20 protein-coding genes are annotated in these 23,475 nt (G+C 69.6%); 6 read left to right on the top strand and 14 right to left on the bottom strand.

Annotated elements, in window-relative coordinates:
• The first annotated feature begins 44 nt into the window (after window positions 1-44).
• Both ACIPC1_RS28255 and ACIPC1_RS28260 read left to right on the top strand, forming a co-directional pair.
• Complete coding sequence (locus tag ACIPC1_RS28255) at window positions 45-392, top strand: hypothetical protein (RefSeq protein WP_402521792.1); 348 nt, start codon at window positions 45-47, stop codon at window positions 390-392.
• 275 nt (window positions 393-667) lie between these two features.
• Window positions 668-1,783 (top strand): ADP-ribosylglycohydrolase family protein, encoded by a 1,116-nt coding sequence (locus ACIPC1_RS28260; RefSeq protein WP_402521794.1) that lies wholly within the window; start codon window positions 668-670, stop codon window positions 1,781-1,783.
• A gap of 226 nt (window positions 1,784-2,009) precedes the next feature.
• On the opposite strand, the gene ACIPC1_RS28265 is transcribed toward ACIPC1_RS28260, so the two are convergent.
• Together ACIPC1_RS28265 and ACIPC1_RS28270 are read right to left on the bottom strand one after the other, a co-directional pair.
• Complete coding sequence (locus tag ACIPC1_RS28265; RefSeq protein ID WP_402521796.1) at window positions 2,010-3,572, bottom strand: sodium:solute symporter family protein; 1,563 nt, start codon at window positions 3,570-3,572, stop codon at window positions 2,010-2,012.
• A 209-nt stretch (window positions 3,573-3,781) separates the two neighbouring features.
• Window positions 3,782-4,570, bottom strand: a complete 789-nt coding sequence (locus tag ACIPC1_RS28270) for an SDR family oxidoreductase (protein WP_402521799.1) — start codon at window positions 4,568-4,570, stop codon at window positions 3,782-3,784.
• 81 nt (window positions 4,571-4,651) lie between these two features.
• On the opposite strand from ACIPC1_RS28270, the gene ACIPC1_RS28275 reads away from it, so the two are divergent.
• Window positions 4,652-5,491: a hypothetical protein gene (locus tag ACIPC1_RS28275; RefSeq protein ID WP_402521801.1), complete on the top strand. Its 840-nt coding sequence runs from the start codon at window positions 4,652-4,654 to the stop codon at window positions 5,489-5,491.
• A 148-nt stretch (window positions 5,492-5,639) separates the two neighbouring features.
• Here ACIPC1_RS28275 and ACIPC1_RS28280 read toward each other — a convergent pair whose 3' ends face one another.
• The 3 genes from ACIPC1_RS28280 to ACIPC1_RS28290 all read right to left on the bottom strand — a co-directional run bounded on the left by ACIPC1_RS28280 (window position 5,640) and on the right by ACIPC1_RS28290 (window position 8,201).
• Window positions 5,640-5,849, bottom strand: a complete 210-nt coding sequence (locus ACIPC1_RS28280; protein ID WP_384381918.1) for a DUF397 domain-containing protein — start codon at window positions 5,847-5,849, stop codon at window positions 5,640-5,642.
• A 247-nt stretch (window positions 5,850-6,096) separates the two neighbouring features.
• Window positions 6,097-6,954 (bottom strand): helix-turn-helix domain-containing protein, encoded by an 858-nt coding sequence (locus ACIPC1_RS28285; protein WP_402521803.1) that lies wholly within the window; start codon window positions 6,952-6,954, stop codon window positions 6,097-6,099.
• 491 nt (window positions 6,955-7,445) lie between these two features.
• A complete protein-coding gene (locus tag ACIPC1_RS28290; protein ID WP_365432135.1) occupies window positions 7,446-8,201 on the bottom strand; it encodes a GPP34 family phosphoprotein in 756 nt (251 codons plus the stop codon).
• A 775-nt stretch (window positions 8,202-8,976) separates the two neighbouring features.
• Between ACIPC1_RS28290 and ACIPC1_RS28295 the strand changes: the two genes are divergently transcribed.
• Together ACIPC1_RS28295 and ACIPC1_RS28300 are read left to right on the top strand one after the other, a co-directional pair.
• Window positions 8,977-11,511, top strand: coding sequence for a serine hydrolase (locus ACIPC1_RS28295; RefSeq protein ID WP_402521806.1), 2,535 nt, complete (start codon window positions 8,977-8,979; stop codon window positions 11,509-11,511).
• A 243-nt stretch (window positions 11,512-11,754) separates the two neighbouring features.
• Window positions 11,755-13,728: an MFS transporter gene (locus ACIPC1_RS28300; protein ID WP_402521808.1), complete on the top strand. Its 1,974-nt coding sequence runs from the start codon at window positions 11,755-11,757 to the stop codon at window positions 13,726-13,728.
• 64 nt (window positions 13,729-13,792) lie between these two features.
• On the opposite strand, the gene ACIPC1_RS28305 is transcribed toward ACIPC1_RS28300, so the two are convergent.
• The 9 genes from ACIPC1_RS28305 to ACIPC1_RS28345 all read right to left on the bottom strand — a co-directional run bounded on the left by ACIPC1_RS28305 (window position 13,793) and on the right by ACIPC1_RS28345 (window position 22,601).
• Complete coding sequence (locus tag ACIPC1_RS28305; protein WP_402521810.1) at window positions 13,793-14,392, bottom strand: TetR-like C-terminal domain-containing protein; 600 nt, start codon at window positions 14,390-14,392, stop codon at window positions 13,793-13,795.
• A 122-nt stretch (window positions 14,393-14,514) separates the two neighbouring features.
• Window positions 14,515-14,943 (bottom strand): SRPBCC family protein, encoded by a 429-nt coding sequence (locus tag ACIPC1_RS28310; protein WP_402521812.1) that lies wholly within the window; start codon window positions 14,941-14,943, stop codon window positions 14,515-14,517.
• 92 nt (window positions 14,944-15,035) lie between these two features.
• On the bottom strand, window positions 15,036-16,634 hold the full coding sequence (locus ACIPC1_RS28315) for a bifunctional 3-(3-hydroxy-phenyl)propionate/3-hydroxycinnamic acid hydroxylase (protein ID WP_402521814.1): 1,599 nt from the start codon (window positions 16,632-16,634) through the stop codon (window positions 15,036-15,038).
• A gap of 3 nt (window positions 16,635-16,637) precedes the next feature.
• Entirely contained in the window at window positions 16,638-17,888 is a 1,251-nt protein-coding gene (locus tag ACIPC1_RS28320; protein ID WP_402521816.1) for a VOC family protein, read from the bottom strand.
• Entirely contained in the window at window positions 17,885-18,805 is a 921-nt protein-coding gene (locus ACIPC1_RS28325) for a fumarylacetoacetate hydrolase family protein (protein ID WP_402521819.1), read from the bottom strand. Before ACIPC1_RS28325 ends, ACIPC1_RS28320 begins: the two co-directional genes overlap by 4 nt.
• A 26-nt stretch (window positions 18,806-18,831) precedes the next feature.
• Window positions 18,832-19,437 carry a carboxymuconolactone decarboxylase family protein gene (locus ACIPC1_RS28330; RefSeq protein WP_402521821.1) on the bottom strand — a complete coding sequence of 202 codons (606 nt, stop codon included), beginning with the start codon at window positions 19,435-19,437 and terminating at the stop codon, window positions 18,832-18,834.
• A gap of 31 nt (window positions 19,438-19,468) precedes the next feature.
• Complete coding sequence (locus ACIPC1_RS28335; RefSeq protein ID WP_402521823.1) at window positions 19,469-20,320, bottom strand: DUF2993 domain-containing protein; 852 nt, start codon at window positions 20,318-20,320, stop codon at window positions 19,469-19,471.
• A gap of 54 nt (window positions 20,321-20,374) precedes the next feature.
• A complete protein-coding gene (locus ACIPC1_RS28340) occupies window positions 20,375-21,874 on the bottom strand; it encodes an MFS transporter (RefSeq protein ID WP_402521825.1) in 1,500 nt (499 codons plus the stop codon).
• Between the two features lie 115 nt (window positions 21,875-21,989).
• On the bottom strand, window positions 21,990-22,601 hold the full coding sequence (locus ACIPC1_RS28345; protein ID WP_402521827.1) for a TetR-like C-terminal domain-containing protein: 612 nt from the start codon (window positions 22,599-22,601) through the stop codon (window positions 21,990-21,992).
• A gap of 223 nt (window positions 22,602-22,824) precedes the next feature.
• Here ACIPC1_RS28345 and ACIPC1_RS28350 point away from each other — a divergent pair, with 223 nt between their 5' ends.
• Complete coding sequence (locus ACIPC1_RS28350; protein WP_402521830.1) at window positions 22,825-23,031, top strand: hypothetical protein; 207 nt, start codon at window positions 22,825-22,827, stop codon at window positions 23,029-23,031.
• The last annotated feature ends 444 nt before the right edge of the window (window positions 23,032-23,475 follow it).

The raw sequence follows: 23,475 nt of genomic DNA on the forward strand, positions 1-23,475 counted from the left end.
ACGGGTGATCACGGCCAATTCGGCCGGCAGCACCGGAGGACACCGTGAGCGCCCAGAGCGGCGGCCCGTACGGACCGCCGATTCCCATGCCTGAGCTCACTCCGGACGCTCTGCGGGCCGCGGTGGCGCGCATCGCTCCCAGCCGGATTCCGGCCCTCACCCAGCACCTGTTCGAGGCCACGACGAACGCGCAGCAGACACAGAGCCTCGCGCCGCTGCGGGCCTTCGTCCACTCCTGGGCCGTGTTCGTCGCCATTGAGCGGCACCCCGAACGCGCTGCCCGGCTGCGGGAGCTGGAGCCTCTCGTGGACGTCGGGGAGGACGAGCCCACCGAGGCCATTGCCGAGATCCGTACGATCCGCGCGGCTGCCGAGGCCGAGGCGGGTCTGTGACCGACTGGTCCTGCTCTTGGGCGGGCGAGGCTTCATCAGCTTCCTCGCCGTGCCCGCCATGAGTGTGTCTACGTCTGCGATGTCACCTGGTACGGCTGACTGCTGAGGCGCCCGGGCTGCCGAACGTCCGGAAAGCCCACCGAACACCTGTCAAAAGGTCGCCAATGGTGATCAGTCGGGCGACATTTCGCATACCGTTCCGGACCTAAACCGACCGTTCCCGTTCGATTACAGTGCTGGCAGTCGGACGTGCGGACGGTGGCTGGGAGGTCTCGGTGGGTGCGACAGCCGGTGCCGTCTGGGGCCGTGCCGAACAGCAGGACTTCCGTAGCCGGGTGCGCGGAACGCTGCTGGGTACGGCCGTCGGCGACGCGCTCGGCGCCCCCCTCGACGGGCTCGGCCTGGAGGAGATCCGCGAGTCGTACGGCGCCGAAGGCCTCACCGACCTGACCTTCGGGCACGGCAGGCGGGGCGCCGTCACACACCTCACCCAGCTCACGCTCTTCACCCTCGACGGGCTGGTCCGCGCCCAGGTACGCCGTGACACCGGCGCCTGGCACCCGCCCACCGACCTCCACCGGGCCTACCGCCGCTGGGCCGCGACCCAGAGCGACTGGGGCCCCGACGAACGCCGCAAGGACGACGGCTGGCTGGCCCGCGAGGAGTGGCTGTACGCCCGCCGCGACCCCGCCCGCTCCTGCCTCCTCGGCTTCGGCGACGACACCATGGGCACACTGGACGCTCCCAAGAACCCGGGGGAGCCCGGACCCGAGGCCGCCGCACGCTCCGCACCCTTCGGGCTCCTCGTCGGCTGGGAGCCGCAGCTCGTGATGCAGCTCGCCGTCGAGTGCGCCGCGCAGACCCACGGGCACGTCACGGCGTACCTGTCGGCGGGGGCGTACGCCGTCATCGTGCACGGGCTGGCCCGTGGCGAGAGCATCGACGGGGCCGTCCAGCGGGCCCAGGGGATGCTGGCCGCGCGCCCGGGGCACCAGCCCGTCACGGAGGCCCTCCAGCGCGCCCTGGGCGCCGTACGGCAGGGCATGCCCACGCCGGCCCGGGTCGAGGAACTCGCGGGGGAGGGTACGGCGGAGCGGTTGCTGTCCGTCGCCGTGTACTGCGCGCTGGTCGGTGAGGACATTCGGCACGGGTTGTGTCTTGCGGTGAACCACGGTGGGGCCTCGGGGGCGGCGGGTTCGCTCACCGGGGGGCTGTTGGGGGCGCTGCATGGCGAAACGGCCCTCCCGCCGGCCTGGCTGGCCGAGCTGGAGGGCCGTCCTACGATGCTCGTCCTTGCGGACGACTTCGCGATGGAGATGACGCAGGGGCCCGCGTTGCACGGGCCCGGGGGGTCGTCTCCCGGGTGGCTCACCCGGTATCCGCGGGCGTGAGGCGGAGGGTTTTTCGCCCCCTCCGCCCCTACTCGTCCCTTGACCCTGGGGGCTGCCGCCCCCAGACCCCCGCTTCGGCCTGAACGGCCTCGTCCTCAAGCGCCGGACGGGCTGAAAGGGCCGCCCCCCGTGGGTGGGTGGGGGATCGGGATGGTGCTCCTCGTCCTCAAGCGTCCGACGGGTTGGAGACCGGCGCCGGACGGGCTGGAGACCGGCGCCCGGCGGGCTAGAGACCGGCGCCCGAAGGGCTGGCCGTGCCCGCCTGGTTCGGGATCGCCGCCGCTGCCGAACCCGAACCGCCGTCGTCGCTGTTGATCTTCGCGATGAGGGCGTCCCGCTCCGGTGTGTCCTCCGGCTTGATGTAGCCGATGAGGATGTAGAGGACGAGGGAGACCGCCAGCGGAACCGAGATCTGGTACTGCAACGGCACGCCGCCGTCGACGTTCCAGCTGATCGGGTAGTTGATCAGCCAGAAGGTGAGCAGGCCGACGCCCCAGCTGATCAGGGCGGCGGTGGGACCGCTCTTGCGGAACCAGGGCAGCAGGCCGAGCATCAGCGGGATCGCGATCGGGCCCATCAGCCCGGCGACCCACTTGATGACCACCGTGATGATGTCGCCGAAGAAGGCGGAGTTGACCTGCGTCGCGATGGACATCGAGAGACCGAGGAAGAGCAGCGTGGTCAGGCGCGCGGCCAGCAGCCCGGCCCGGGTGTCCCACTCGCGTGCCTTCTTCGAGACCGCGGGCATGATGTCGCGCGTGACGACGGCGGAGATCGCGTTGGCGTCGGAGGAGCACATCGCCATCGTGTGGGAGAAGAAGCCGACGATGACCAGCCCCAGCAGGCCGTGCGGCAGCAGCTTCTCGGCCATCAGCGCGTACGAGTCCGCCGGCACGTCCGTCTTGATGACCAGCGGTGCGACCCACATGGGGAAGAACAGCACCAGCGGCCAGACCAGCCAGAGCGAGGCGGACAGGATGCCCGAGCGGGTGGCGGACTTCGCGGAGTCGGTGGCCATGTAGCGCTGGGCCTGGTTCCACATGCCGCCGTTGTACTCGAAGGTCTTGATGAAGAGATAGGCGATCAGGAAGACCATCATGTACGGGCCGGCCAGCGGCTTGGTGTGGCCCTCGAGCGCGGGCGCGTCCCAGACGTTCCACAGCTGATTGAAGCCGCCCAGCTCGGACAGGACCGCGACGAGCATCGCGATACCGGCGATGAACTGGATGACGAACTGGCCGAGTTCGGTGAGCGCGTCGGCCCAGAGCCCGCCGACCGTGCAGTAGACGGCCGTCACCGCGCCGGTGATGAGGATGCCCATGTTCAGCGAGACGCCCGTGAACACCGAAAGCAGGGTCGCGATGGCGGCCCACTTGGCGCCGACGTCCACGATCTTCAGCAGCACACCGGACCAGGCGAGGGCCTGCTGGGTGGGCAGGTTGTACCGGTTCTTCAGGTACTCCAGCGGCGAGGCCACGTGCAGCCGTGAGCGCACCCGGTTGAGCCGCGGGGCGAAGAGTTTCGCGCCGATCGCGATGCCGATGGCGATGGGGAAGGACCAGGTGACGTACGACGTGACGCCGTAGGTGTAGGCGATCGCCGCGTACCCGGTGAACATCACCGCGCTGTAGCCGGACATGTGGTGCGAGATGCCGGACAGCCACCACGGCATCTTTCCTCCGGCCGTGAAGAAGTCGCTGACGTCGTCCACCCGTTTGTGGGACCAGACGCCGATCGCGACCATCACACCGAAGTAGCCGACGAGCACGGCCCAGTCGAGACTGTTCATATGCCCCCTCCCAGGGTCCGCCTTGTGAACTGTGATGACATGCGCGGCACTTCGCCAGTGCAGCCCGAAGAGGCCATGAAGTGCCCGCTCATCGTGAGTTCGGCGGCATGGTGGCGACAACAGCCCGTATGGTCAAGAGGGAGTAAAAATGTTCTGGTTGCTGACCTCGGTTCACATGAATGAACAGCTGGAGGGTGTCACATCGGTTGCTACCGCATCAATTCGCCCGCGTTGACCAGCAGTGACTGTCCCGTGATCGCGCGAGCCCGGTCCGACGCCAGGAACACCACCGCGTCCGCGACGTCCCCGTCCGTGGCCAGCTCGGGCAGCGCCATCCGCTCGGTGAGCCGTCCCAGCACCTCCGCCTCCGGTACGCCCTCGGTGTGCGCGGTGAACTGGACGTACGCCTGGACCGGTGGGCCCCACATCCAGCCGGGCAGCACCGTGTTGACCCGGATCCGGTGCGGGCCGAGCTCCCGGGCGAGCGAGTACATCGCACTCGTCAGCGCACCCTTGGACGCCGCGTAGGCCGCCTGCCACACCTGCGAGGGCGCGGCCACCGCCGACTGGGTCCCGATGACGACGACCGACCCGCCGCCCGCCTTCAGTGCGGGGAGGCAGGCGCGGGTCATCCGCAGCGTCCCCAGCAGGTTCACGTCGATGATCGACTGCCAGGTGGTGAAGTCGGCGTCCTCAAGGCCGCCGAAGTAGCTGTCCCAGGCGGCCACATGGACGACACCGTCGATCCGCCCGAACCGCTCCACCGCGAGCGCGGCCAGGTCCTCGCACTGCCCCTCGTCCGTGATGTCCGTCGCTCGGTACGCCGAGTGCGCGCCGTCCGGATCGAGTTCGGCCGCGCACTTGGCGAGATTCGCCTCCGTGCGCGCCCCGAGGACCGCGTTGCCCCCGTCCCGCACCACGGCCGCCGCGACCTGATGCCCCAGCCCGGCTCCGACCCCCGACACGACGATGGTCCTGCCCGCGAGCAGTGCTGACATCGGACGCCTCCCCGGCTATGGCACATTTCCTGACGGGGCGTCAGAGTATGGGCGTCCACCGGAGGAAGGAAGGGGAGTGACGTGAGCGAGGAGACCCGCAGCGAGGTGTACGCGGAGCTGGCCGCCGTCGGCCCGTACGGCGTCCACCCGGGCCACGCCCTGATCACCATGGTCGAACCGGACCCGGGCCACGAGTACGCCTACAACCGCTGGTACGAGGACGATCACTACTACGCAGGCGCGATGGCGATGCCCTGGATGTACGCGGGGCGCCGCTGGGTGGCCACGCGCGACCTCCAACTCCTGCGCTGCCCAAGCGAGTCGGCGGTCGCCCAGCCCGTCACCGCCGGCTGCTACCTCTCCACGTACTGGGTCACCGACGGCCGCTACGACGACCACATGAAGTGGACCGTCGGCATCAACAAACGGCTCAACCGCGACGGGCGCGTCTACCAGGACCGCACCCACGTCTTCACGGCCTTCCAGGACCACGAGGCCACCGTCTACCGCGACGGAGCCGCCGGCCCCCGTGACTTCCACGCCCTGGACCACCCGTACGCGGGCCTGGTGTTGCAGGTCATCGACGCCGAATCGGCCGAGCAGCGCGTCGAGTTGCTGGAGTGGCTGTGCTCCCGGCACCTCCCGAAACGGCTTGCGGGGTCCCCGTCCGCGCTGGTCACGATCTTCCGCCCGACCCCGCTCCCCGGCGACCGGATGACGTACGTCAAGCAGGTCGAGGGGGTGGATACGCGGCTGACGCTGCTCTGGTTCCTGGAGGCGGATCCGCGGGACTGCTGGGAGGGGTACTTCGCTGGGATGGACGCGGCGGTCGCGGAAGTGGGCCTGGGGAAGGTGGAGTTGGTGGCGCCGTTCATTCCGACGGTGCCGGGGACGGACAAGTACGTGGACCGGCTCCGGTAGCGGGCCGGGTAGAAGATCGTGGAGCGGGTCGGCCGGAAAAAGCCGAGCCCCCTCGGCCAGGACGGCGGGCCAGTCGAGAGGGCTCTGTCGGTGGTGCGTATGCGGTTGGTCGGTGCAGTTGTGGTGGGTAGCGGGCGGTCTATGTGCATCAGGCGAGGTCGGAAGTACCCCGGCTCACCTCTGCCACGAAGGCGTTCCACGAACTCGCGGGAAACGCCAGCGTGGGGCCCTGGGGGACCTTTGAGTCCCGAACCGCCATCGCCGCGAGAACGGGGGACTTGACCTCGACACATGCGCCGTTGCCGGTGGAATACGAGGACTTGGTCCAGGTGTTCAGCGCGCCTTGCTGGATTGCCATGATCACTCCGGTAGCCAGTTGGTGAGTAGCTGTCACCGCACAACGAGTTCCTTCCGGAACCCGCGGTTCGGTTTGCGCCAACGTTGTTGCTTGATGGCGTGATCGACGCTACTCGCCAACATCGGCAGGCGAATGAAGTATTCACTCGACCGGATGGCATATTCCAATGGGGCTTCCGCTCAGCTGTGACGAAGGTGTACAGTCCGGCACCTTCGCGACGAGGGTGCCCCTGTGGGCCTCGCGAGCCTCAGCGTGCGTAGTCTTTCGCGATGTCCGCGATGAACTGCCGCGACTGCTCCACGTTCAGAGCCTGCGCCCGCAGATGCTCGTACATCACGCTGTATTTCTGGACGTCGTTCGCCTTCTCCAGATACAGGTCGCTGGTGACACCCTCGATGTAGACGACGCTCGAGTCCGCCGCGTCGGGGAACTCCAGGATCGCGTACTGCCCGTTCAGTCCCGGATGCGCGCCCATCTCGAACGGGATCACCTGCACGGTGACATGCGGGAGCTGCGACTGCTCGACGAGGTGTTCCAGCTGCTCGCGCATCAGCGAGCGGTTGCCGACGACCCGGCGCAGGGCGGCCTCGTCGAGGACGGTCCACAGGCGGAGCGGGTTCTCCGGGGCGGAGATACGTTCCTGTCGGCGCAGTCTGACCTGGACCCGCTTCTCGATCTCGCCGATCGCGGTCTCCGGCAGCGCGCCGGCGATCAGAGCCTCCGCGTACGGCCGGGTCTGCAACAGCCCGGGGACGACCTGGGGGTCGTACACACGCAGGCTCGCCGCGTCCGTCTCCAGGCCGATGTAGACGCTGTACGGGATGTCGCCGAAGGAGTGCCACCAACCCTGCTGGCGTGAGTCCTTGGCCATCTGCATCAGCGAGTCGACGATACGGACGTCCTCGACCTCGTAGACCCCGCAGAGATCACGGACATCGCGCTGGCTGATGCTGCGCCGCCCGTTCTCCAGGCGGCTGATTTTCGACTGGGAGACCAGCAGTCGCTCGGCGACCTCTTCGGCCGTCATGCCCTTGAGCTCACGGAGCCGACGCAGCTCCTGGCCCAGCCGGCGCCGCCGGACGGTGGGATTGACACTTGACGCCACGGGACGTGCACCTCCGGGTGCGAACCTCTACTTTGCGTATCTGCTGTTGAGCAGACTGCCACCAAGGTGCTTTCTACCGCTGGGAAACACTGGATATGCGCTGGGTAGCCGCCAGTTCGGGGATCTGGCCGGTATCCGCGCGTGCAGGAGCACGGGTTACGAGCACGTACGAGCACGCACGACGGGGGCACGGCGAGGGCGTGCATGTGCGGCCGGCCGCGGCGGGTCCGGTCGGGGTTCCTGGGCGCGGACGAGTGCGCATGAACGTGTGTGAATGAACGCGTCCGTGCGTGAATGAGTCGCGTCCGTGCGTGAAAACGCGGCCGCGCGGGGCGGCGGGACCGTGTCGTCGTCCGGACGTACGGTCCCATCGCCCCGCGCGATCCAGCGGCTCCCGGACCGGTTCCTGGGGACTGCGGTGCGGCGCTGGTGGTGCGGTAATACGGGTCCTGCGGTCAAGCAGTCCTGCTGTTGTGCCGTGGTACTGCGGCTCAGTGGGCCACGGCGCGCGCCATCGAACTGTGGCGCGGTTGCATCGGAACACCGCGAGCGGGTTCCGGTGCGGACCTGACTCCGGCGGAGGCCGGACGGCCTGCCGGTGCCGGGCTTCGGCGTGGCTGTGCGGCCACACCGTTCTGGACGTCCATGACCGCGTGTGCCACGAGGCCGCCCATGGGGTCGTGCCTGATCAGATCCCGTAGCCGGGAGCGGGACGAGCGTCCCTCATTACCCGGATACAGGTGCTTGCCGAGTCCGACCGCGTGGGCCAGTGCGGCGAGCGCCGCGGTCCGTGGGTCCGGCGGAACGCCGGTACGGATCGCGCTGTCCAGCCGGGCCTTGATCTCCCGGCTGATCGCCGTGTCCGTCGCTTGGTAGCGAGTCGTCGGCAGCACCCCGCACATCTGGCCAGCCACGGCATGAACCATGCCGCACCTCTCCAGATGCGAGAGATAGGTCTGGCGCAGCCCCAGGCGGGGTCCGCCAATCCAGTTCACTGCGCGTACGGGTGCTCCGCGTCGGCGAAGCAGTTCCAACGCACAGTCCAGTGTTGGATCTCCAGTCGGCCGTGGTACGACCACGGCGATACGATCCCCGTCCGGGGCTATCCGTCCGGCCAGCGCCAGCTCCACTAGCTGTGCTCCGGCCAGACCGAGGTCGAGCGACTGCGGCTGTGCGGTGGTACCCGTGGTCGGGTCCAGCGCCAGCAGAAGAAGCTCTTCCGGAATTGATCTGCGGCTCCTGCCCATCCATGCCTCCCCGCGTGGATGAATGACAGGGTGACCCCTCTCACATTCATCTGTCGAGAGGGCGTGACCGGTTCGTAGTGGAACCGGTAGGTATGTCGTTCTCGTCTACCGCGGGGGACATCCCCCCACACAGGACACTGGTACATGGTTCGGACAGCGGTGTCCGGGCGGCGGGTCAAGGGTTTTCACGGGTTTTCGCGGGTTTTCACGGTTCGGATGGGCGCACTGCGGGTGTGCGCCGCAGGAGGAGGCATCGGTGGCGGGCGAGTCCCCCGACAGGTCGAAGCAGCACGAGTCGTCGGCGACGGCGTCGTCGGGAGAACCGACGTCGGGGACGGCAGCCGTGGTTCCGGGGCCGACGCGGGGGGCGGGGCCGGTCTCGGCTTCGGCCCCGGCCGACCCGCGCATGGCGATGGCCCGCGAGAGGGCGGCCACGGTGCGGGTCGATCAGGCCACGGCGGTGTTCTCGACGCGGGCGCTGACGGACGGGGCGGATGGGGTGGCCCTCGCCGGCGGCGGGTCGGCCGGGTCAGCCGGGTCGGCCGGTGCGGGCTCCGACGGTTCGTCGGGTTCGGGCCGGGCCGGTGAGGTCGGGCCCGGGCCGGAGGGGGCCGAGGGCGGTGTCCCCGGGGACGGGCGTCTTCGGGCGGCCGTTGCCGCCTGGGTGGCAACCGCCGATGAGGGTGCGGAGCCGTCGGAGCAGTCTGAGGCGTCTGAGCCGTCTGAGCCGTCTTCGGAGGGTGCGGGTGCGGGTGCCGGTGCGGATACGGATGCGGTGAGCGCCGTGGCCGGCGAGGTGTCCATGCAGGGTGCGGACACCGCCGACGCGGAGCCGGAGGGCGGGGGCGATGGCGCCCCGGCCGGTGGTGGCTCCTCCGCGAGTGCCACCTCCGCGAGTGACGACGCCTCTGCGAGTGACCCCTCCGTGCCTGGCGGTACGACGGGCGATGACGGGGAGCGGGAGGGCGGAGCCCTGCCCGCGGCGGGGGCCCAGGCGGAAGGCGCCGACGGGGCCGCTGGTGCGGCGGGTGTGGCGAGTGCGGCGGGTATGGCGACGGACGGTGCTACCGAGCCGGAGTCCGGTTCGGGTTCCGGTTCCGGTTCCGCGAGTGCGGCCGGCGTCGTGACGGAGGGCGCTCCCGCTTCCGGGTCTGCCGATGGCCCGCAGGCTGCCGACGGCGCCGGTAGACCGCCCTCCGGCGCGTCTGCGGGCGACAAGGCTGCCGACGTGGCGCCCGCCGCCAACGCCAACGCCAACGCCAACGCCAACGCCGGCGACAGCGCCGGTGACGGGCCTGAGGAGGCCGCTGAGCGGCCCGCTGGGGCTGCGGCTGTGGCTTCCGCTGCCGGGAGCGCGTCCGCGCGCGGGACGGTCGCCGACGCAGAGCCTGGCGCCGACGCAGAGCCAGGTGCCGGTGCTGCTGACGCCGAGCCTGCTGACGCCAAGCCCGCAGCGGACGCCTCGCCGCCCGCTGCGGCTCCCGGGACGGAGAGCGCCTCAGGGCGTGACGCGAGCGCGGAGTCCGCCTCCGCCTCCGCCTCCGAGGCCGACGCCGAGCACGCCTCCGACGCAGCCCCGGACGACGACGCGGTACCCAGCCCGAACGGCTCCCCGAAGGCCCCCTCCGATGAGCCCCGGGTGGACCAGCCCACCGCCGTCTTCAAGGCTCCTCGCCGCCCGGCCGTGGACCAGCCCACCACCATGCTCAAGCTGGGCGACGCCAAGCCGCCCACGGAGAAGGCCAAGCCCGAGCCCACCGACAGGCCCCAGCCCGCCGACAAGCCCAGGCCCGAGGCCCCCGCCGAACGCACGAGCAAGTTCGTCGCCCTCAAGCCCCTCGACGAAGCCGCCCCGGTGAGGCCGAAGGCCGTTCCAGGGGCCCCGGGTGCTCCGGTCGCTCCGGGTGCTCCCGGTGGCACTGCCGCCCTCCCTCAGGTCGGCCCCGAGCGTCCTCGGGTCGTCCCCGAGCGTCCTCCGCTAGGCCCCGATCGGACCACCCAGCAGCCCCTGCCGCCCAAGCCGCCGCTGGACCTGCTGGCCGAGCTGACGAACACGCCACCGCCCCCGCAGACCCCGGTGCGGACGATCGTGCGGCGGGTCAAGATCTGGACCCCGCTGGTCGTCCTGCTCGCGGTGATCTTTGCAGTCGTACAGGCTGTGCGACCGCTTCCGGCGGCGGGCCTCGCGCTCACCGCCGACGCGACCTACACGTTCGAGGGCGGCACCCTCGACCTGCCCTGGCCGGGGCAGGGCCAGTCGGCGATCGAGGTCGAGGGTGTCGGCAGCCTCGGTACCGACGGCAAGCAGACGTCCGCGCCCATCGCGAGCGTGGCGAAGATCATGACGGCGTACGTGATCCTTCAGGACCACCCGCTGAAGGGGAACGAGGGCGGCGAGAAGATCACCGTCGACCAGCAGGCCGAGGACGAGTCGAAGAACGAGGACGAGTCGACGGCGGCCATGACGAAGGGGCAGCAGTTCACGGAGCGGCAGATGCTCCAGATGCTGATGATCCCCTCGGGGAACAACGCGGCGCGGCTGCTGGCCCGTTGGGACTCGGACAGCAAGACCTTCGTCGGCAAGATGAACGACGCCGCCAAGAAGCTCGGCATGACGAACTCGACGTACACGGACCCGAGCGGTCTGGAGAAGACGACGGTGAGTACCGCCACCGACCAGCTCAAGCTGGCCAAGGAGGTCATGCAGAACCCGGTGTTCGCCGGCATCGTCGGGATGGCCAGCGCGAAGATCCCCGGGCTCGACGGCACCATCTACAACAACAACGACCTGCTGGTGAAGCAGGTTGGCGTGACCGGTCTCAAGACGGGTTCCTCGACGCCGGCGGGCGGCAACCTGGTGTGGGCCGCGACCAAGACCGTGAACGGCAAGACGCAGACGGTCTACGGCGCGGTCCTCGGCCAGAACGCGGGCACGGGCAAGGTCTGGGACAGCCTCCAGCTGGCCCTCACCAACAGCCAGAAGCTGATCGACGCGGTCCAGCAGAGCCTGACGTCGGCGACGGTGGTGAAGAAGGGCGACGTCGTCGGCTACGTGGACGACCAGCTCGGCGGCCAGACCCCCGTGGTCGCCACCAAGGACATGACGGCGGTCGGCTGGCCCGGTCTGAAGACGAAGCTCGCGCTCGGCACCGCCGGTGGCGATACGGTTCCGCACTCCGGCAAGGCGGGCACGGTCGTCGGTGAGCTGACGGTCGGCGACGGTTCCGACCACGCCGTGACGATTCCCGTCGCGCTCCAGTCGGACCTCGCGGAACCGGGCTTCGGCGCCAAGCTGACCCGCGTCGGCTGACCTGCGCAGAGCCCACCCGGTTCAGCTGACCTGCGCAGAGCCGATGCGCGCCAAGCTGAACCGGCGTACGCCGGAGGGCGTGGCGAACACCCCGTGAACGCCCTCCGAACGCCCCGCACCTCGCCGATGACGCCCCGCCCGGGGCGCTCACCGGCGAGGTGCGTGCTAGCGTCGCTAAGCGGCCTGGTCGCGGGCCGCGGGTCCCGGCCGAGAACGGAAAACGGGACACGGGAGTGCCTTGCAGTGGCGACAGCGGAGCCGACACACGCCGATGACGCCGATCCGGGCAGCCCAGGATCAGGCCCGCGAATACCGCTGACCGCCGATCCGCGAAACGGCGAATCCCGTCCGCACGACGACGAGTTCCGCCCCCAGAACGGCGTATCCCGTCCGCAGAACGGCGAACGCCGCCCGCAGGACACCGAGCCTCGTCCGCAGGACACTGAGCCCCGTCCGCAGGACGGCGAGCCCCCTGCCCACGACGAGCCGTCTGCGTCCCGAGTACCCCTGCTGACCCGTCTCCTCCGCCACCCCATCATCGTCGCCACCGTCGTCGCCGGCGTCCTCCACGTCGTCTGGTTCTTCACGTTCGCGAACAGTGGCGGTGACCTGGCGGCGCAGGACGCCTGGGCGGAGTTCGTGGGGCAGCATCCGGACTCGGCGTACAACCTCGCCTGGTACGGCGGGATGCACCCGGTGTCGTACAGCGTGGTGTCGCCGTATCTGATGTCGGTGCTCGGCGTCCGTACGACGATGATGATCGCGGGGACGCTCTCGGCGAGCCTGCTGACGCTGATCCTGATCCGCAGCCGGGCGGTACGGCAGCCGCTGTGGCCGGCCCTCGCGGGCGTGTTCGCGCTGCTCTGCAACGCCGCCTCGGGCCGGGTGACGTACGGCCTGGGCATGCTGTTCGGGCTCGCCGCGGTCGCCGTCGTCTTCTGCTGGCCGTACCGCTGGCGCTACAAACGCTGGGCGAAGGCGCTGAGCGCGGCGCCACTCGCCGCGCTGGCCACCGCCTCGTCGCCGGTGGCCGGCCTGTTCGTCGGCCTGGTCGCGGTGGCACTGTTCCTCCAGAAACGCCGCCCGGGCGCGTACGCACTCGGTATCGCGCCGACCGTCGTGGTGGCCCTCTCGGCCTGGCTGTTCCCCTTCTCCGGCACCCAGCCGATGGCCTTCGGCTCGGCGACACTGCCGTTCCTGTCCGCCGTGGTCGTCTATTTCCTCGTCCCCGAGGAGTGGAAGACGGTACGGATCACGGCGGCGGTGTACGGCCTCTCCGTACTCCTCGTCTGGCTGATCAGCTCCCAGATCGGCTCCAACATCACCCGCCTGTCGATGCTGTTCGCGGGCGTCGTGCTGCTGGCGGCCCTGCCGTTCACGATGCCGCGCTCGCGCAAGTGGTACGCCATCGTCCTCGCCTTCGTCGGTTTCACCGGGTGGATCGGCTTCAAGTCGGTCGACGACGTCGTGCATACGACACCGGAGGCGTCCTGGGCACGCGAGCTCGCCCCGCTGGTCAACGAGCTCCAGGTCGTCGGCGCCGACAAGGGCCGGGTGGAGGTCGTCCCCTCCCGCTCCCACCGAGAGGCCTCCGCCCTCGCCCCGTACGTCAACCTCGCCCGCGGCTGGAGCCGCCAGGCCGACATGGAGCGCAACCCGCTCTTCTACGACGACACCCTCAACTCCGCGAACTACCACGAGTGGTTGCAGCGCTGGGCCGTCCACTACGTGGTGCTGCCGAAGGGGGAGCTGGACGGCGACGGCGCTGAGCGTGAACGCGAGCTCGTCCAGCGCGGGATGCCGTACCTCAAGCAGGTCTGGGGCGACGCCAACTGGCAGCTCTTCACCGTCACCGACCCCACGCCGCTCGCCGAGCCCAACGCCGTCGTCGACCGCGCCGAACAGGGGGAGATGATCCTGGAGGTGAAGAAGGCGGGCCGCGTCCTCATCCGCATCCCGTACTCCCCGTGGCTGAGCATCGTCGACGCCGACGGCAAGAGCCTCAAGGCTCCGCAGGAGACCGAGGCATCCAAGAACCGCGAGAACGACGACACCCCGAAGACCTACGACAACCTCAACGGCTGCCTCACCCCGGCCACGGAGAACGCAACCGGCGACAAGTGGACGGAACTCCTGGCCCCGAAACCGGGGACCTACCGTCTGGCGGCGCCGTACCAACTCCCACGGGGGACACCGTGCCCGGAGGAGCTGCGGTAGGGCGACGGGGATGGGTTTTCGCCCCCGTCGCCCCCGTCGCCCCGCCGAGAGGTAGGCCGCTCGATCAGCTGTGGAGCAGCGCGGGCAGCAGCGACTGGTCGACACATCTGGTCAGGTAGTCGGTGTCGGCGGGCATGCCTTCGAGCATCGGACGGGTGACCATCACGCTGAGCAGGATCTGTGGCAGGAAGTCCGTGGCGGACGGTCGGTGGGACAGCTCGCCACGCTCAACCGCTCGGTCGACAACCTCAATGAGATCCGCGAACCAAGGCTGCACCAGGGTTTTACGCATCGCGTCGGCGAGAGTCTCGTCGGTCAGTACAGCGTGTCCGAGCGCGGCGAACAGCGGTACGTCCTTCTCCCCGTGGGGACCCAACACCTGTGCCATGGCCAGCAGATCGCCGCGGAGCGTACCGGTGTCGATCTCCTCCGGCTTCATCGGCCGCGTGGCGTACAGCGCAGCCGCCACGATCTGCGGCTTCCCCGGCCACAGCCGGTAGAGCGTGGCCTTACTGCAGTGTGCCCGGGCCGCGACCATGTCCATCGACAACTCTTCATAGCTGACCTCGCGCAGCACGTCGATGGTCGCGACCAGCAACTCGGCCTCCCGGTCGGGGGTCATCCGAGGGCGACGGATCGCCTCATCGCCGTTGGCGCGTGACATCAGCACTCCATTTGATACAGAACAGTTTCGTACCAGAATTGTAGGTGGCTCGGGAGGACTACGCCGACGGTGTGGTCCTTGGAGGCGACGGGCGCCCGCAAGGACCACACCCGGATCCGGCCCTATCCGACCAGGGCGGCGAGCTTGCCCAGCGACTCGGTGAGCGCGATGGTGGTGGCCTCCTTCACCCGGGCCGCCATCATGTTCACGGCCGCGCCCTTGAACTCGTTCTCCACCGTGACCAGGGTGCCCTCACCCTCGTCGGCGAGCACGTAGTACTGGCCCACCGAGACCCCCATCGGTCCCTTGCCCTGCAGTCGGTAGGCCCGTCCGGCCTCGACCTCGGTGACGGTCCAGGCCACCTCGGCGGGCATGCCGATCAGGGTCATCTTCTCGCGGTACTCGGCGCCCACGGCGAGTGCGGCCGGGCCGCCGTCGGGGAACTCGGTGTGGATGGTGTTCCACTCACCGAAGCGGTCGAAGTCGGTGATGATCGCCCACACCTTGTCGGCGGGGGCGGCCACGGATGTGCTGACGGAAACCTGGGGCATGACTGCTCCTCTTCTGATGGGCCCTGCGGGCCGTGTTTTGACATGTCGCCCACGGTGCGGACGGAGTTCGTGGAGTGGGGGCCACACTTCGGTCAGGCCTTCACGCGCTGGATCAGGTGGTGGACCAGTGCGTCCGCGGCGTGCGGGGTGCGTACGCCGCCGAACAGCTGGAAGTCCGGCCGGACGAGGACGACCGAGGCGTTGAGCCGCTCGAACCACGCCGCGTACTTGCCCTCGGGGTCGGTGAGGCCGCCGGGTCCGAAGTGGGCGCTGCGGCCGCCGAGTTGCTGCCAGGCGGTGCGCTGGACCGGGGAGAGCAGTCCGGCCGGGTCACGATCGCGGCCCAGCATGAGGAAGCCGGGCGCGACCATTTCGTCCAGGAGAGCCGTACGGGTCCCGGTGCCCACCTGGGCCTGGACGCCCAGCGTGCCGCCGATCCCGTCGTCCTGCAGCGTCCCGCCCTGCAAGTTCCAGTTCTTGGACGCCTCCTGGATGTCCAGGGTGCCCATGGACCTGATCATGGCGTCCCGCTCGGCGCACTCCTTCGGGTCGGTCGCGCAGAACATCCGGCCGATGAAGACGGTTTGCTCGATGATCTGCGCGACCTGCCCGGAGCGTTCGGTGCTGTAGTCGTCCAGCAGCGAGTCCTTGCCTCCGCCCCCGACCAGCAGGGCCAGGCGCCAGGCGAGATTGGCCGCGTCGCGGAGGCCGGAGTTGATGCCCTGCCCCGTGAACGGCGGCATCAGATGGGCCGCGTCACCGGCCAGCAGCACGCGGCCCGTGCGCCACTCGTTGGCCCAGCGGCCCCGGAAGGTGTACCGGGCGTGCCGGACCAGGTCGGCGTTGCCGGGGTGGATGTCCCAGGCCTTCAGCAGCCGCCAGGCGTTCTCGTCGGTGTCGACGTTGTCCTGGTCGTCGTCCGGCATGATCATGAACTCCCAGCGCCGCCGGCCGGGCCCGGACGGCACCAGGGTCGTCGACCGGGCAGGATCCAGGTGCTGGCACGCGTACGGCAGCCAGGCCGGCGGCGTGTGCGGGAGGACGTCGACCACGAGCCAGTCATGGCTGAAGTCGAGGTCGGTCATCTCCGTCCCGAGCAGGGTGCGGACGGTGCTGTTGGCCCCGTCGCAGCCGACGACGTAACCCGCCCGTACGGTCTCCGGTTCGCCACCGGGGGTCGTTTCGAGGCCGTTGTGGGGGCGGACGATGGCGGTGACCCCGGACCCGGACGGCCCGTCGTCGGACAGCGCCTCCAGTGAGAAGCCCCGGCGCTGGTCGATCAACGGGTGTTCTCGCACCCGCTGTTCGAGCAGACCCTCCAGGTCCGGCTGCGAGAAACCCGTCATGTGGGCGAAGCCGGAATCGGAGTCCAGGCCGAACCGCGATTCGGCCAGGGTCTCCCCCGAGGCGTCCGTGAGCTTGAACGTGTGCCCGTCCTGCCCCCAGGGCTCCAGCAGCGGGGCCAACTCCTCGCGCAGACCGAGCTGGTAGAGGATCCGCAGGGTGTCGTGGCTGAGAGCGACGGCGCGGGGCAGCGGATACGGCTGCTCCCAGCGCTCCACCACGATGACACGCACTCCCTGCTGGGCGAGCAGCAGCGCCAGTACCTGGCCGATCGGTCCTGCGCCCACGATGAGGACATCGCAGTCGTGCCGTTCGGTCGTGGCTCGTATGTTCTCGTTGTCGGTCATGGTTCAGCCCAGGGGTCCCAGGTAGGCCGTGCCCCCGTAGGTGTCGGAGACGGGCTCGAGCGTCTCCGGCCACGGGAGGACCATGTCGCGGCGCTCGCTCCGCGGCCGGGGCTTGCCGTCCCAGCCGATCTGCTCCATGTAGTAGTAGAGACAGACCAGGTGGCCGTCGGGGTCCTTCAGGTGGACGGCGTAGTCGATGCCGACGTAGATCTCCTGCGGGAGTCCGTGTACGAGGGTGTAGCCGCGGTCCATCAAGTACTTGGCCGTGTCCCGCAGTTGGGTGTAGCTGCCGACCTGGAGGCCGATGCTCAGGCACGAGGTGTGCTCGCTCAGGCCGAGGATGCCGCGCAGCGCCTTGTCGGCGAGGGCGAAGGTGTGGTGCTCGGTGCCGGTGCGGAAGTACACGATCCGCCGGCCGTGCAGCTCTACCTCTTCGACCACCTCGAAGCCGAGCATGCCCGTGTAGAACGCGATCATCTCGTCCATGCGCTCGGTGAACAGCGAGACCGGGCCGACCCCGGTCACCTTGAAGGGCCGCGGGAGCAGCACGCCGCCGACGACGTACGTCTCGTCCAGGTGCTCCTCGGACGGGTGGTGGCCGGAGTCGATGTCGATGCCCTTGGCCAGCGCCTCGCGGACCTCGGCGGCCTCCGACATCTGCGGCAGCGACGGCATCACGTCCATGAGCCCGCGGTAGTGCATGCCGTACGGCTTCGACTTGCGCTGCCAGCCGATCTGTTCGATGCCGTAGTACAGCTCGATCATGTTGTCGTCGGGGTCGTAGGCGTAGATCTCCCAGTTGCTGCCGGGCATGTCGCGGCCGTAGTGGCCGATCTCGACGCCCCGCTCCTTGAGGTACGCCTCGGCCTCCACGACCTCTTGCAGGCTGCCGACCTGGAAGGTGAGCTGGCTGAAGGTGATGTCCTTGACCTTGCGGTCATTGCCCCACAGGGTTCCGAAGGTCTTGTGCGCGAGCACCAGTGCGTGGTGGTCGCTGTTGTGGGTGGTGAAGGTCAGCCGCGGGTCGGTCAGGATGTCCTTCACGAACGGGCGCGCCTCTTCGGGCACCTGGCTCAGCACGTCGAGCTGGTCGGTGACGCGGAATCCGAGCGCGTCGCAGTAGAAGGTGATCGCCTCGTCCAGCCGCTCCATGTTCAGCCCGAGGTGGCCGAGGCGGCGGATCTTGAACGGACGCGGCAGCATCAGGCCGCCGACGTCGTACTGCTGCGGGCTCCGCTCCGGGATGGTGGTCATGACTGGGCTCCTGTCCGGCTGTCGTTGTTGTCGTCGGCGGCGGGGTATCCGGAGGCCGCCGTCACGGGGTTGTGGAGTTCGCCGATGCCCTTGACCCAGCTGACGAGCTTGTCGCCCGGCTTGAGGAAGACCGGCGGGGTACGGAAGAGACCGACGCCCGCGCCCGTACCGGTGAAGATCAGGTCGCCGGGCAGCAGGGGGACGATGGAGGAGATGTACGCGATCAACTCGGCCACCGAGAAGATCATTTCGGAGGTGCGGGCCTTCTGCACGATCCGGTCGTTCAGCGCGCAGCCCAGCTCCAGGTCGTCCGGGTCCTCGAACTCGTCGGGCGTGACCAGGACCGGACCCAGTGGCGCGAAGCCGGGGAAGGACTTGCCCATCGACAACTGCGGTGCTGGGCCGGCCAGTTGGATGACGCGTTCGGAGATGTCCTGCCCGACGGTGAGGGCGGCGACGTGATCCCAGGCGTCCTTCTCCGCGACACGCTCGCCGTACCGGCCGATCACGACGACGAGTTCGACCTCCCAGTCGACGTTCCCGCTGGGCACCGGGATCGGGTCCTGGGGACCGGACAGGCTGGTCCGGAACTTGGTGAAGATCATCGGGTCCTTGGGCAGCAGCGCCTTGACGTCCCCGGTGTGGCCGCGGGCGGCGGCGGCCTCCTGGACATGGTCGAGGTAGTTGGCGCCGATGCCGAAGACCTGGCGCGGTGCCGGGACCGGGTTCTGTAGGCCGTCCAACGGCAGCCGCTCCCCGTCGGGTTCGGCGGTGGCGGCCCACTCGACCAGCGGCTGCCAGTGGTCGAAGAGCTGTGCGGGATCGGCCGGGAAGCGGCCCTTACTGGCCCGTTCGACGTCGACGGCCGAATGCCTGTCGACAAGGACCAGCCGGTTGGCGATGACTCCGATGCGCATGACGGTGCCTCCTTGGGATGGATCGGTTACTTGACGGCGTCCGGGTACTGGACGCCGTTCGGCGCTGTCCGCGGGCTGTCGAGCGGTACGCCGAGGGAGTTGAGCGTTCCGGCGAGCAGGACGTAGTGGCCCACCAGCACGGGCAGTTCGATGAGCTGTTCGGTGGTCAGCAGCGCGCTCAGCGCACGCCAGGTGACGTCGCCGATCGTGTGGCCGGCGTGCAGTTGGTCGACCGCGGCCACCAGCAGCCGCTCACGCGTCGACCAGGCTGTTGATCCTTCGCCGTTCAGCGCGGCGAGTTCGCGGTCGGTCAGCCCGACCTCGGAGCCGAGCCCGACGTGGTGGTGCAGTTCGTACGCGCAGCCGCAGAGCGACGCGGTCCTGATGATCACCAACTCCCGCTCCCGGGCCGGGAACGCGGACTCCGTCAGCAGATGCAGACAGAACGGCAGCCATTTCCGGTAGAGCGCCGGATGGCGCACCAAGGTGCTGAAGAGGTTGGGCGCGTCCTCACCCAGGACGTCGGTCAGCAGCTCGCGCTGCTCGTCGGTGCGCTGTGCTCTCCCGAGAGGGGTCAGGTGCCGCTGCGTCGGTGAATGCGACGGGGGCCTGACCGGCTGTGATTTGGGCATGGTTCTCCCTTCGAACGTGGTCGGAGATCGGCTATGCGGCCGATGTGCCGGAAGCACCGGAATTCGTGGAGGTCCCGGAATCCGTGGCAGTCCCGGAAGTCCCGGATTTCTCGGACGTCTTGAAGGTGACGTCGTGGCCCGAGAGCGTGACGCCGATACCGGAGGAACCGGTGGAGATCGACCGCAGGGTCATCCCGTGCGGGAGGTTCTGCAGCGGGATCTTCTGCTCGAAGGTCCTGCTGACCGAGTCCAGGACGGACTGCGGCAGTTGGTCCGAGGAGATGCCCAGCACCTTGAAGGCGATGGTGGTGGGCCCGTCCTTGGTCACCTGGGCGTTCACCGCGATGTTCCCGGCTATCGGCACGCTCAGTGAGGCGGTGATCCGCCCCGGCGCCGACCCGGCCCTGACGTCCAGGCCCAGGGTTGTGGACAGGTCCTCGTACGAGACGAACGCGGTGGCTTCGGCGGAGCCCGCCTGGGCGCTGTCCGCGTCCGAGCTCCGCTTGAGGTGGGTCATATGGGCGTCCAGCCGGGAGATCGGGACCGGGCTGTCCGTCCCGGCCGGTATCTGTTCGGCAGAGACGTCCACCTGGTCCAGGGTTCCCCGGGCCGCCTGGGTCAGGAACGGGAATCCCCGGATGTGCACCTCCGGTGCTGTCGCGGTCCCGGTGGCCTTCTGGAAGGCGTGCGCGGTCTGCGCTTCCGAGTAGACGCGTACGCCGTAGTCGGTACCGAGGGCCGCCAAGGGGAGGGCTGCGACGACCCCGATGAGCACGCGGTACCGGCGGCGAATGCGCCCTGTGCCCCGCGGACGGCGGGCGGACTGCGCTGTCCCGTGCGGCATGCCGGCGGGCGGCGCGGACCAATCTGTTTTCTCGGGCATTGGGGGGGACCTTTCGGTCTGTCAGGTTCGGTGCGTCCGGTGCGGGCGGCGGTGTCACATGTGGACGACCGGTGCGGCGTCGGCGTCCGGCTGAGGCACGCCACGGCGGTAGAGGAGCCCGCAGACGACCATGCCCGCGGCGAAGAAGCCGGCGGCCCACCAGTAGGCGGCGGCGTAGCTGTGCAGGGCGGCCTCGGCGAGAACCGCCGGGTCCTTGGGGTTTCGGCCCGTGAGGTAGTCGGTGGCTGCGGTGGCCGACAGCGTGGTGAGCAGCGCCGTACTGATGGAACCGCCCACCTGCTGCATGGTGTTGACGGCCGCGGAGGCGACACCGGCGTCCTCGGTCGCCACCCCGGAGGTGGCCACGCTCATCGCCGGAGCCATCACCAGCCCGATCCCGAGTCCGACCACGATCAGCGGCGGCATCACGTTCGCGGTGTAACCGCTGTTCAGGTCCAGGGTGGTGAGCCACGCCAGGCCGACGGCGGACACGCCCATGCCCACCGGCACGACCGGCTTGGGGCCGAAGCGCGGGATGAGGACGTTGGTGGCGAGCGGGGTGGTGACCATGAGTCCGACGACCATCGGCATGAAGGCAAGACCGGTCTTGACCGGGCTGTAACCCAGGCTCTCCTGCATGTAGTAGGTCAGGAAGAGGAAGACGCCGAACATGCCCGCGCCGCAGATCAGAACGGCGATGAAGGAGGCGCCGCGGTTGCGGTCCAGCAGGACCCGCAGCGGCAGCAGGGGGTTGGCGGCCCTGGTCTGCCACCCCGCGAACGCCGCCAGCAGGACGGTGCCGGCCAGCAGCAGACCCCAGGTGGCCGGCGAACTCCAGCCGTGTGTCTCGGCGTTGGAGAATCCGTAGACCACGCAGAAAAGGCCGGACGACACGAGGATCGTGCCGGGCACGTCCAGAGTGGCGGTCCTGTCGCGGGCGGTACGGGTCAGCAGCAGGACCCCGCCGACGAAGGCGACGAGGGCGAAGCCCAGGTTGACGTACAGCGTCCAGCGCCAGTCGAGGTACTCGGTGAGGACGCCGCCCAGGAGCAGGCCGATGGCCGCACCGGCGCCCGCGATGCCGCCGTAGACGCTGAACGCCTTCGAGCGTTCCTTGGCGTCGGTGAACGTGGTGGTCAGCAGCGACAGTGCGGCCGGTGCCAGGAGCGCACCGAACAGCCCCTGGCCGGCGCGGGCGCCGACCAGCATGCCGAAGCTGTCGGCCGCGCCGCCCAGCGCGGAGGCGCCCGCGAAGCCGACCAGGCCCACCAGGAAGGTGATCTTGCGGCCGAACAGGTCCGCGATACGGCCGCCGAGCAGCAGCAGGCTGCCGAAGGCCAGCGCGTAGGCGGTGATGACCCACTGCCGGTTGCCGTTGCTGAAGCCCAGGTCCTGCTGGGCCGACGGCAGGGCGATGTTCACGATCGATGCGTCGAGCACCACCATCAACTGGGCGATGCAGACGACTGCGAGGATCCACCACCGGTGGCGGGCTCGGTCGGACGGAGGGGCTGCCGTGCCGACACCTTTTGTGTCGGCGGAACGGACGGACATGGTGGATCTCCAGAGAGGGCTGCCGGCGGCGGCCGGGCACGAGGCCATGGCGAAGCCGGGGGAGGGGGCAGGGAGGACGGATCGGGACAGCAGGGGGAAGGCAGGGAAGGCGTGATCAGGGCTGCAGCGCCGTGGGCTCGAGCAGGGGCAGCAGCAGTTGGTCGACGCATCTGGTGAGGTGGTCGGTGTCGGCGGGGCCGCGCCCGAACAGCGGACGGGTGAGTGCCAGGCTGAGCAGCACTTCGGGCAGGAAGTGCGCGCCCGGCGGCCGGGTGGCCGGCTCGCGCCGCTCGACCGCCCGCTCGACGGACCCGATCGGATCAGCGAACCAGGGCTCCACCACCGATGTCCGTACCGCTCGGGCGAGTTCCTCGTCCGTGAGCACGCCGTGCCCCACTGCGGCAGCCGGCGCCGTCATCGTCTCCCCACCGGCCACCAGCAGCCCGACCATGGTCAACAGATCGCCGTGCAGCGTGCCCGTGTCGACCTCCTCCGGCCTCATCGGGCGCGTGGCGTGGAGCGCTGCACCGACAAGTTGTGGCTTGGTCGGCCACAGCTTGTCGAGCGTGGCCTTGCTGCACCGCCCCTGGGCTGCGATCAGGTCCATCGACAGTTCCTCGTAGCTGACCTCGCCCAGCACATCCGGCGCCGCGTTGGGCAGCTCCATCTCCCGGGCCCGGGAAACGCGGGAGCGGCGGGTCGACGGCTCGTCCGTGACGTCGAGCATCAGGTCCTCCATTTAGTACAGAACTGTTCTGTACCATCAACGTAGACCGTGCTCGGGAAAAACACAACCGTACTACCCGCTGGCCGTGGGGCCACGGTTCGGCCACCGCGTGGAACTGGTCGGCAGAGCGCTCCCGCTCACCTCCCGCCGCCCCCACCGTGCCGCGTAACGGCTGGCCGGCGCACTGACCGCGGCGGCCCCAGGCCACGAGGTCCCGGCCGGGGTGACCATGCGGCTCCCCGCCCCCGCACTCTCCGCCCCCGCACTCCCCGCCCCCGCACTCCTCACGCCCGACACCGTCGTCCTGCCCACCGCTGCCACGGGCAGAGCGGTACGCGGACGCGGCCATGTCCTCCTGGCCGTGGCGATCACCGGCGCCGAAAGCACCGTGACCGATCGGTTCACCAGGCCGCCTGTCCTGTATGCCTGACGGATCGGTTCAGCAAGCTGCCTGCCCGGTATGCCAAGGCACACATCCGGTACCTGTGGCGCCCGGACCTGGAGCCTTGGTGATGTACGGCTCAGACCGGCGGCGCTCAGGACCCCAGGCTGAGCCGGCGAAAGCCGCGTCGGCCGTCGAAGCGCCAGGCGAACGACTTCGCCGACGCCTTCCTGACCCGCCGCAAGCGTGCTCGGCCACATGCTCGCAGGGGGCACGCCGGCCACCGTGCCGCCGGGGCGGCTGAGGCGGGAGCCCGTCGGGGAGCTGCGGGCCTTCGACGAAGCGGGGTCACCGGAGTGCACACTGCATTCCCTGGCCGCCGCAGGGACCGAGGTGGGGCGCTCGCAGGTCCGCCGCGTCCTGCTCGCGGAGGGTGTGCGCCGACGCCGCACCCGGTCCTGGACGCGGTCGAAGGACCCGGACTCCGTCCCC

Source organism: Streptomyces sp. NPDC087263, assembly GCF_044744645.1.
In the GTDB taxonomy this organism is placed as follows: Bacteria; Actinomycetota; Actinomycetes; order Streptomycetales; family Streptomycetaceae; genus Streptomyces.

Coding starts and splice junctions, on each gene's coding strand:
- ACIPC1_RS28330 (WP_402521821.1), bottom strand. CDS start 19,437: ATGCCCAAATCACAGCCGGTCAGGCCCCCGTCGCATTCACCGACGCAG.
- ACIPC1_RS28305 (WP_402521810.1), bottom strand. CDS start 14,392: ATGTCACGCGCCAACGGCGATGAGGCGATCCGTCGCCCTCGGATGACC.
- ACIPC1_RS28325 (WP_402521819.1), bottom strand. CDS start 18,805: ATGCGCATCGGAGTCATCGCCAACCGGCTGGTCCTTGTCGACAGGCAT.
- ACIPC1_RS28320 (WP_402521816.1), bottom strand. CDS start 17,888: ATGACCACCATCCCGGAGCGGAGCCCGCAGCAGTACGACGTCGGCGGC.
- ACIPC1_RS28310 (WP_402521812.1), bottom strand. CDS start 14,943: ATGCCCCAGGTTTCCGTCAGCACATCCGTGGCCGCCCCCGCCGACAAG.
- ACIPC1_RS28340 (WP_402521825.1), bottom strand. CDS start 21,874: ATGTCCGTCCGTTCCGCCGACACAAAAGGTGTCGGCACGGCAGCCCCT.
- ACIPC1_RS28290 (WP_365432135.1), bottom strand. CDS start 8,201: ATGGGCAGGAGCCGCAGATCAATTCCGGAAGAGCTTCTTCTGCTGGCG.
- ACIPC1_RS28315 (WP_402521814.1), bottom strand. CDS start 16,634: ATGACCGACAACGAGAACATACGAGCCACGACCGAACGGCACGACTGC.
- ACIPC1_RS28270 (WP_402521799.1), bottom strand. CDS start 4,570: ATGTCAGCACTGCTCGCGGGCAGGACCATCGTCGTGTCGGGGGTCGGA.
- ACIPC1_RS28280 (WP_384381918.1), bottom strand. CDS start 5,849: ATGGCAATCCAGCAAGGCGCGCTGAACACCTGGACCAAGTCCTCGTAT.
- ACIPC1_RS28345 (WP_402521827.1), bottom strand. CDS start 22,601: ATGCTCGACGTCACGGACGAGCCGTCGACCCGCCGCTCCCGCGTTTCC.
- ACIPC1_RS28335 (WP_402521823.1), bottom strand. CDS start 20,320: ATGCCCGAGAAAACAGATTGGTCCGCGCCGCCCGCCGGCATGCCGCAC.
- ACIPC1_RS28265 (WP_402521796.1), bottom strand. CDS start 3,572: ATGAACAGTCTCGACTGGGCCGTGCTCGTCGGCTACTTCGGTGTGATG.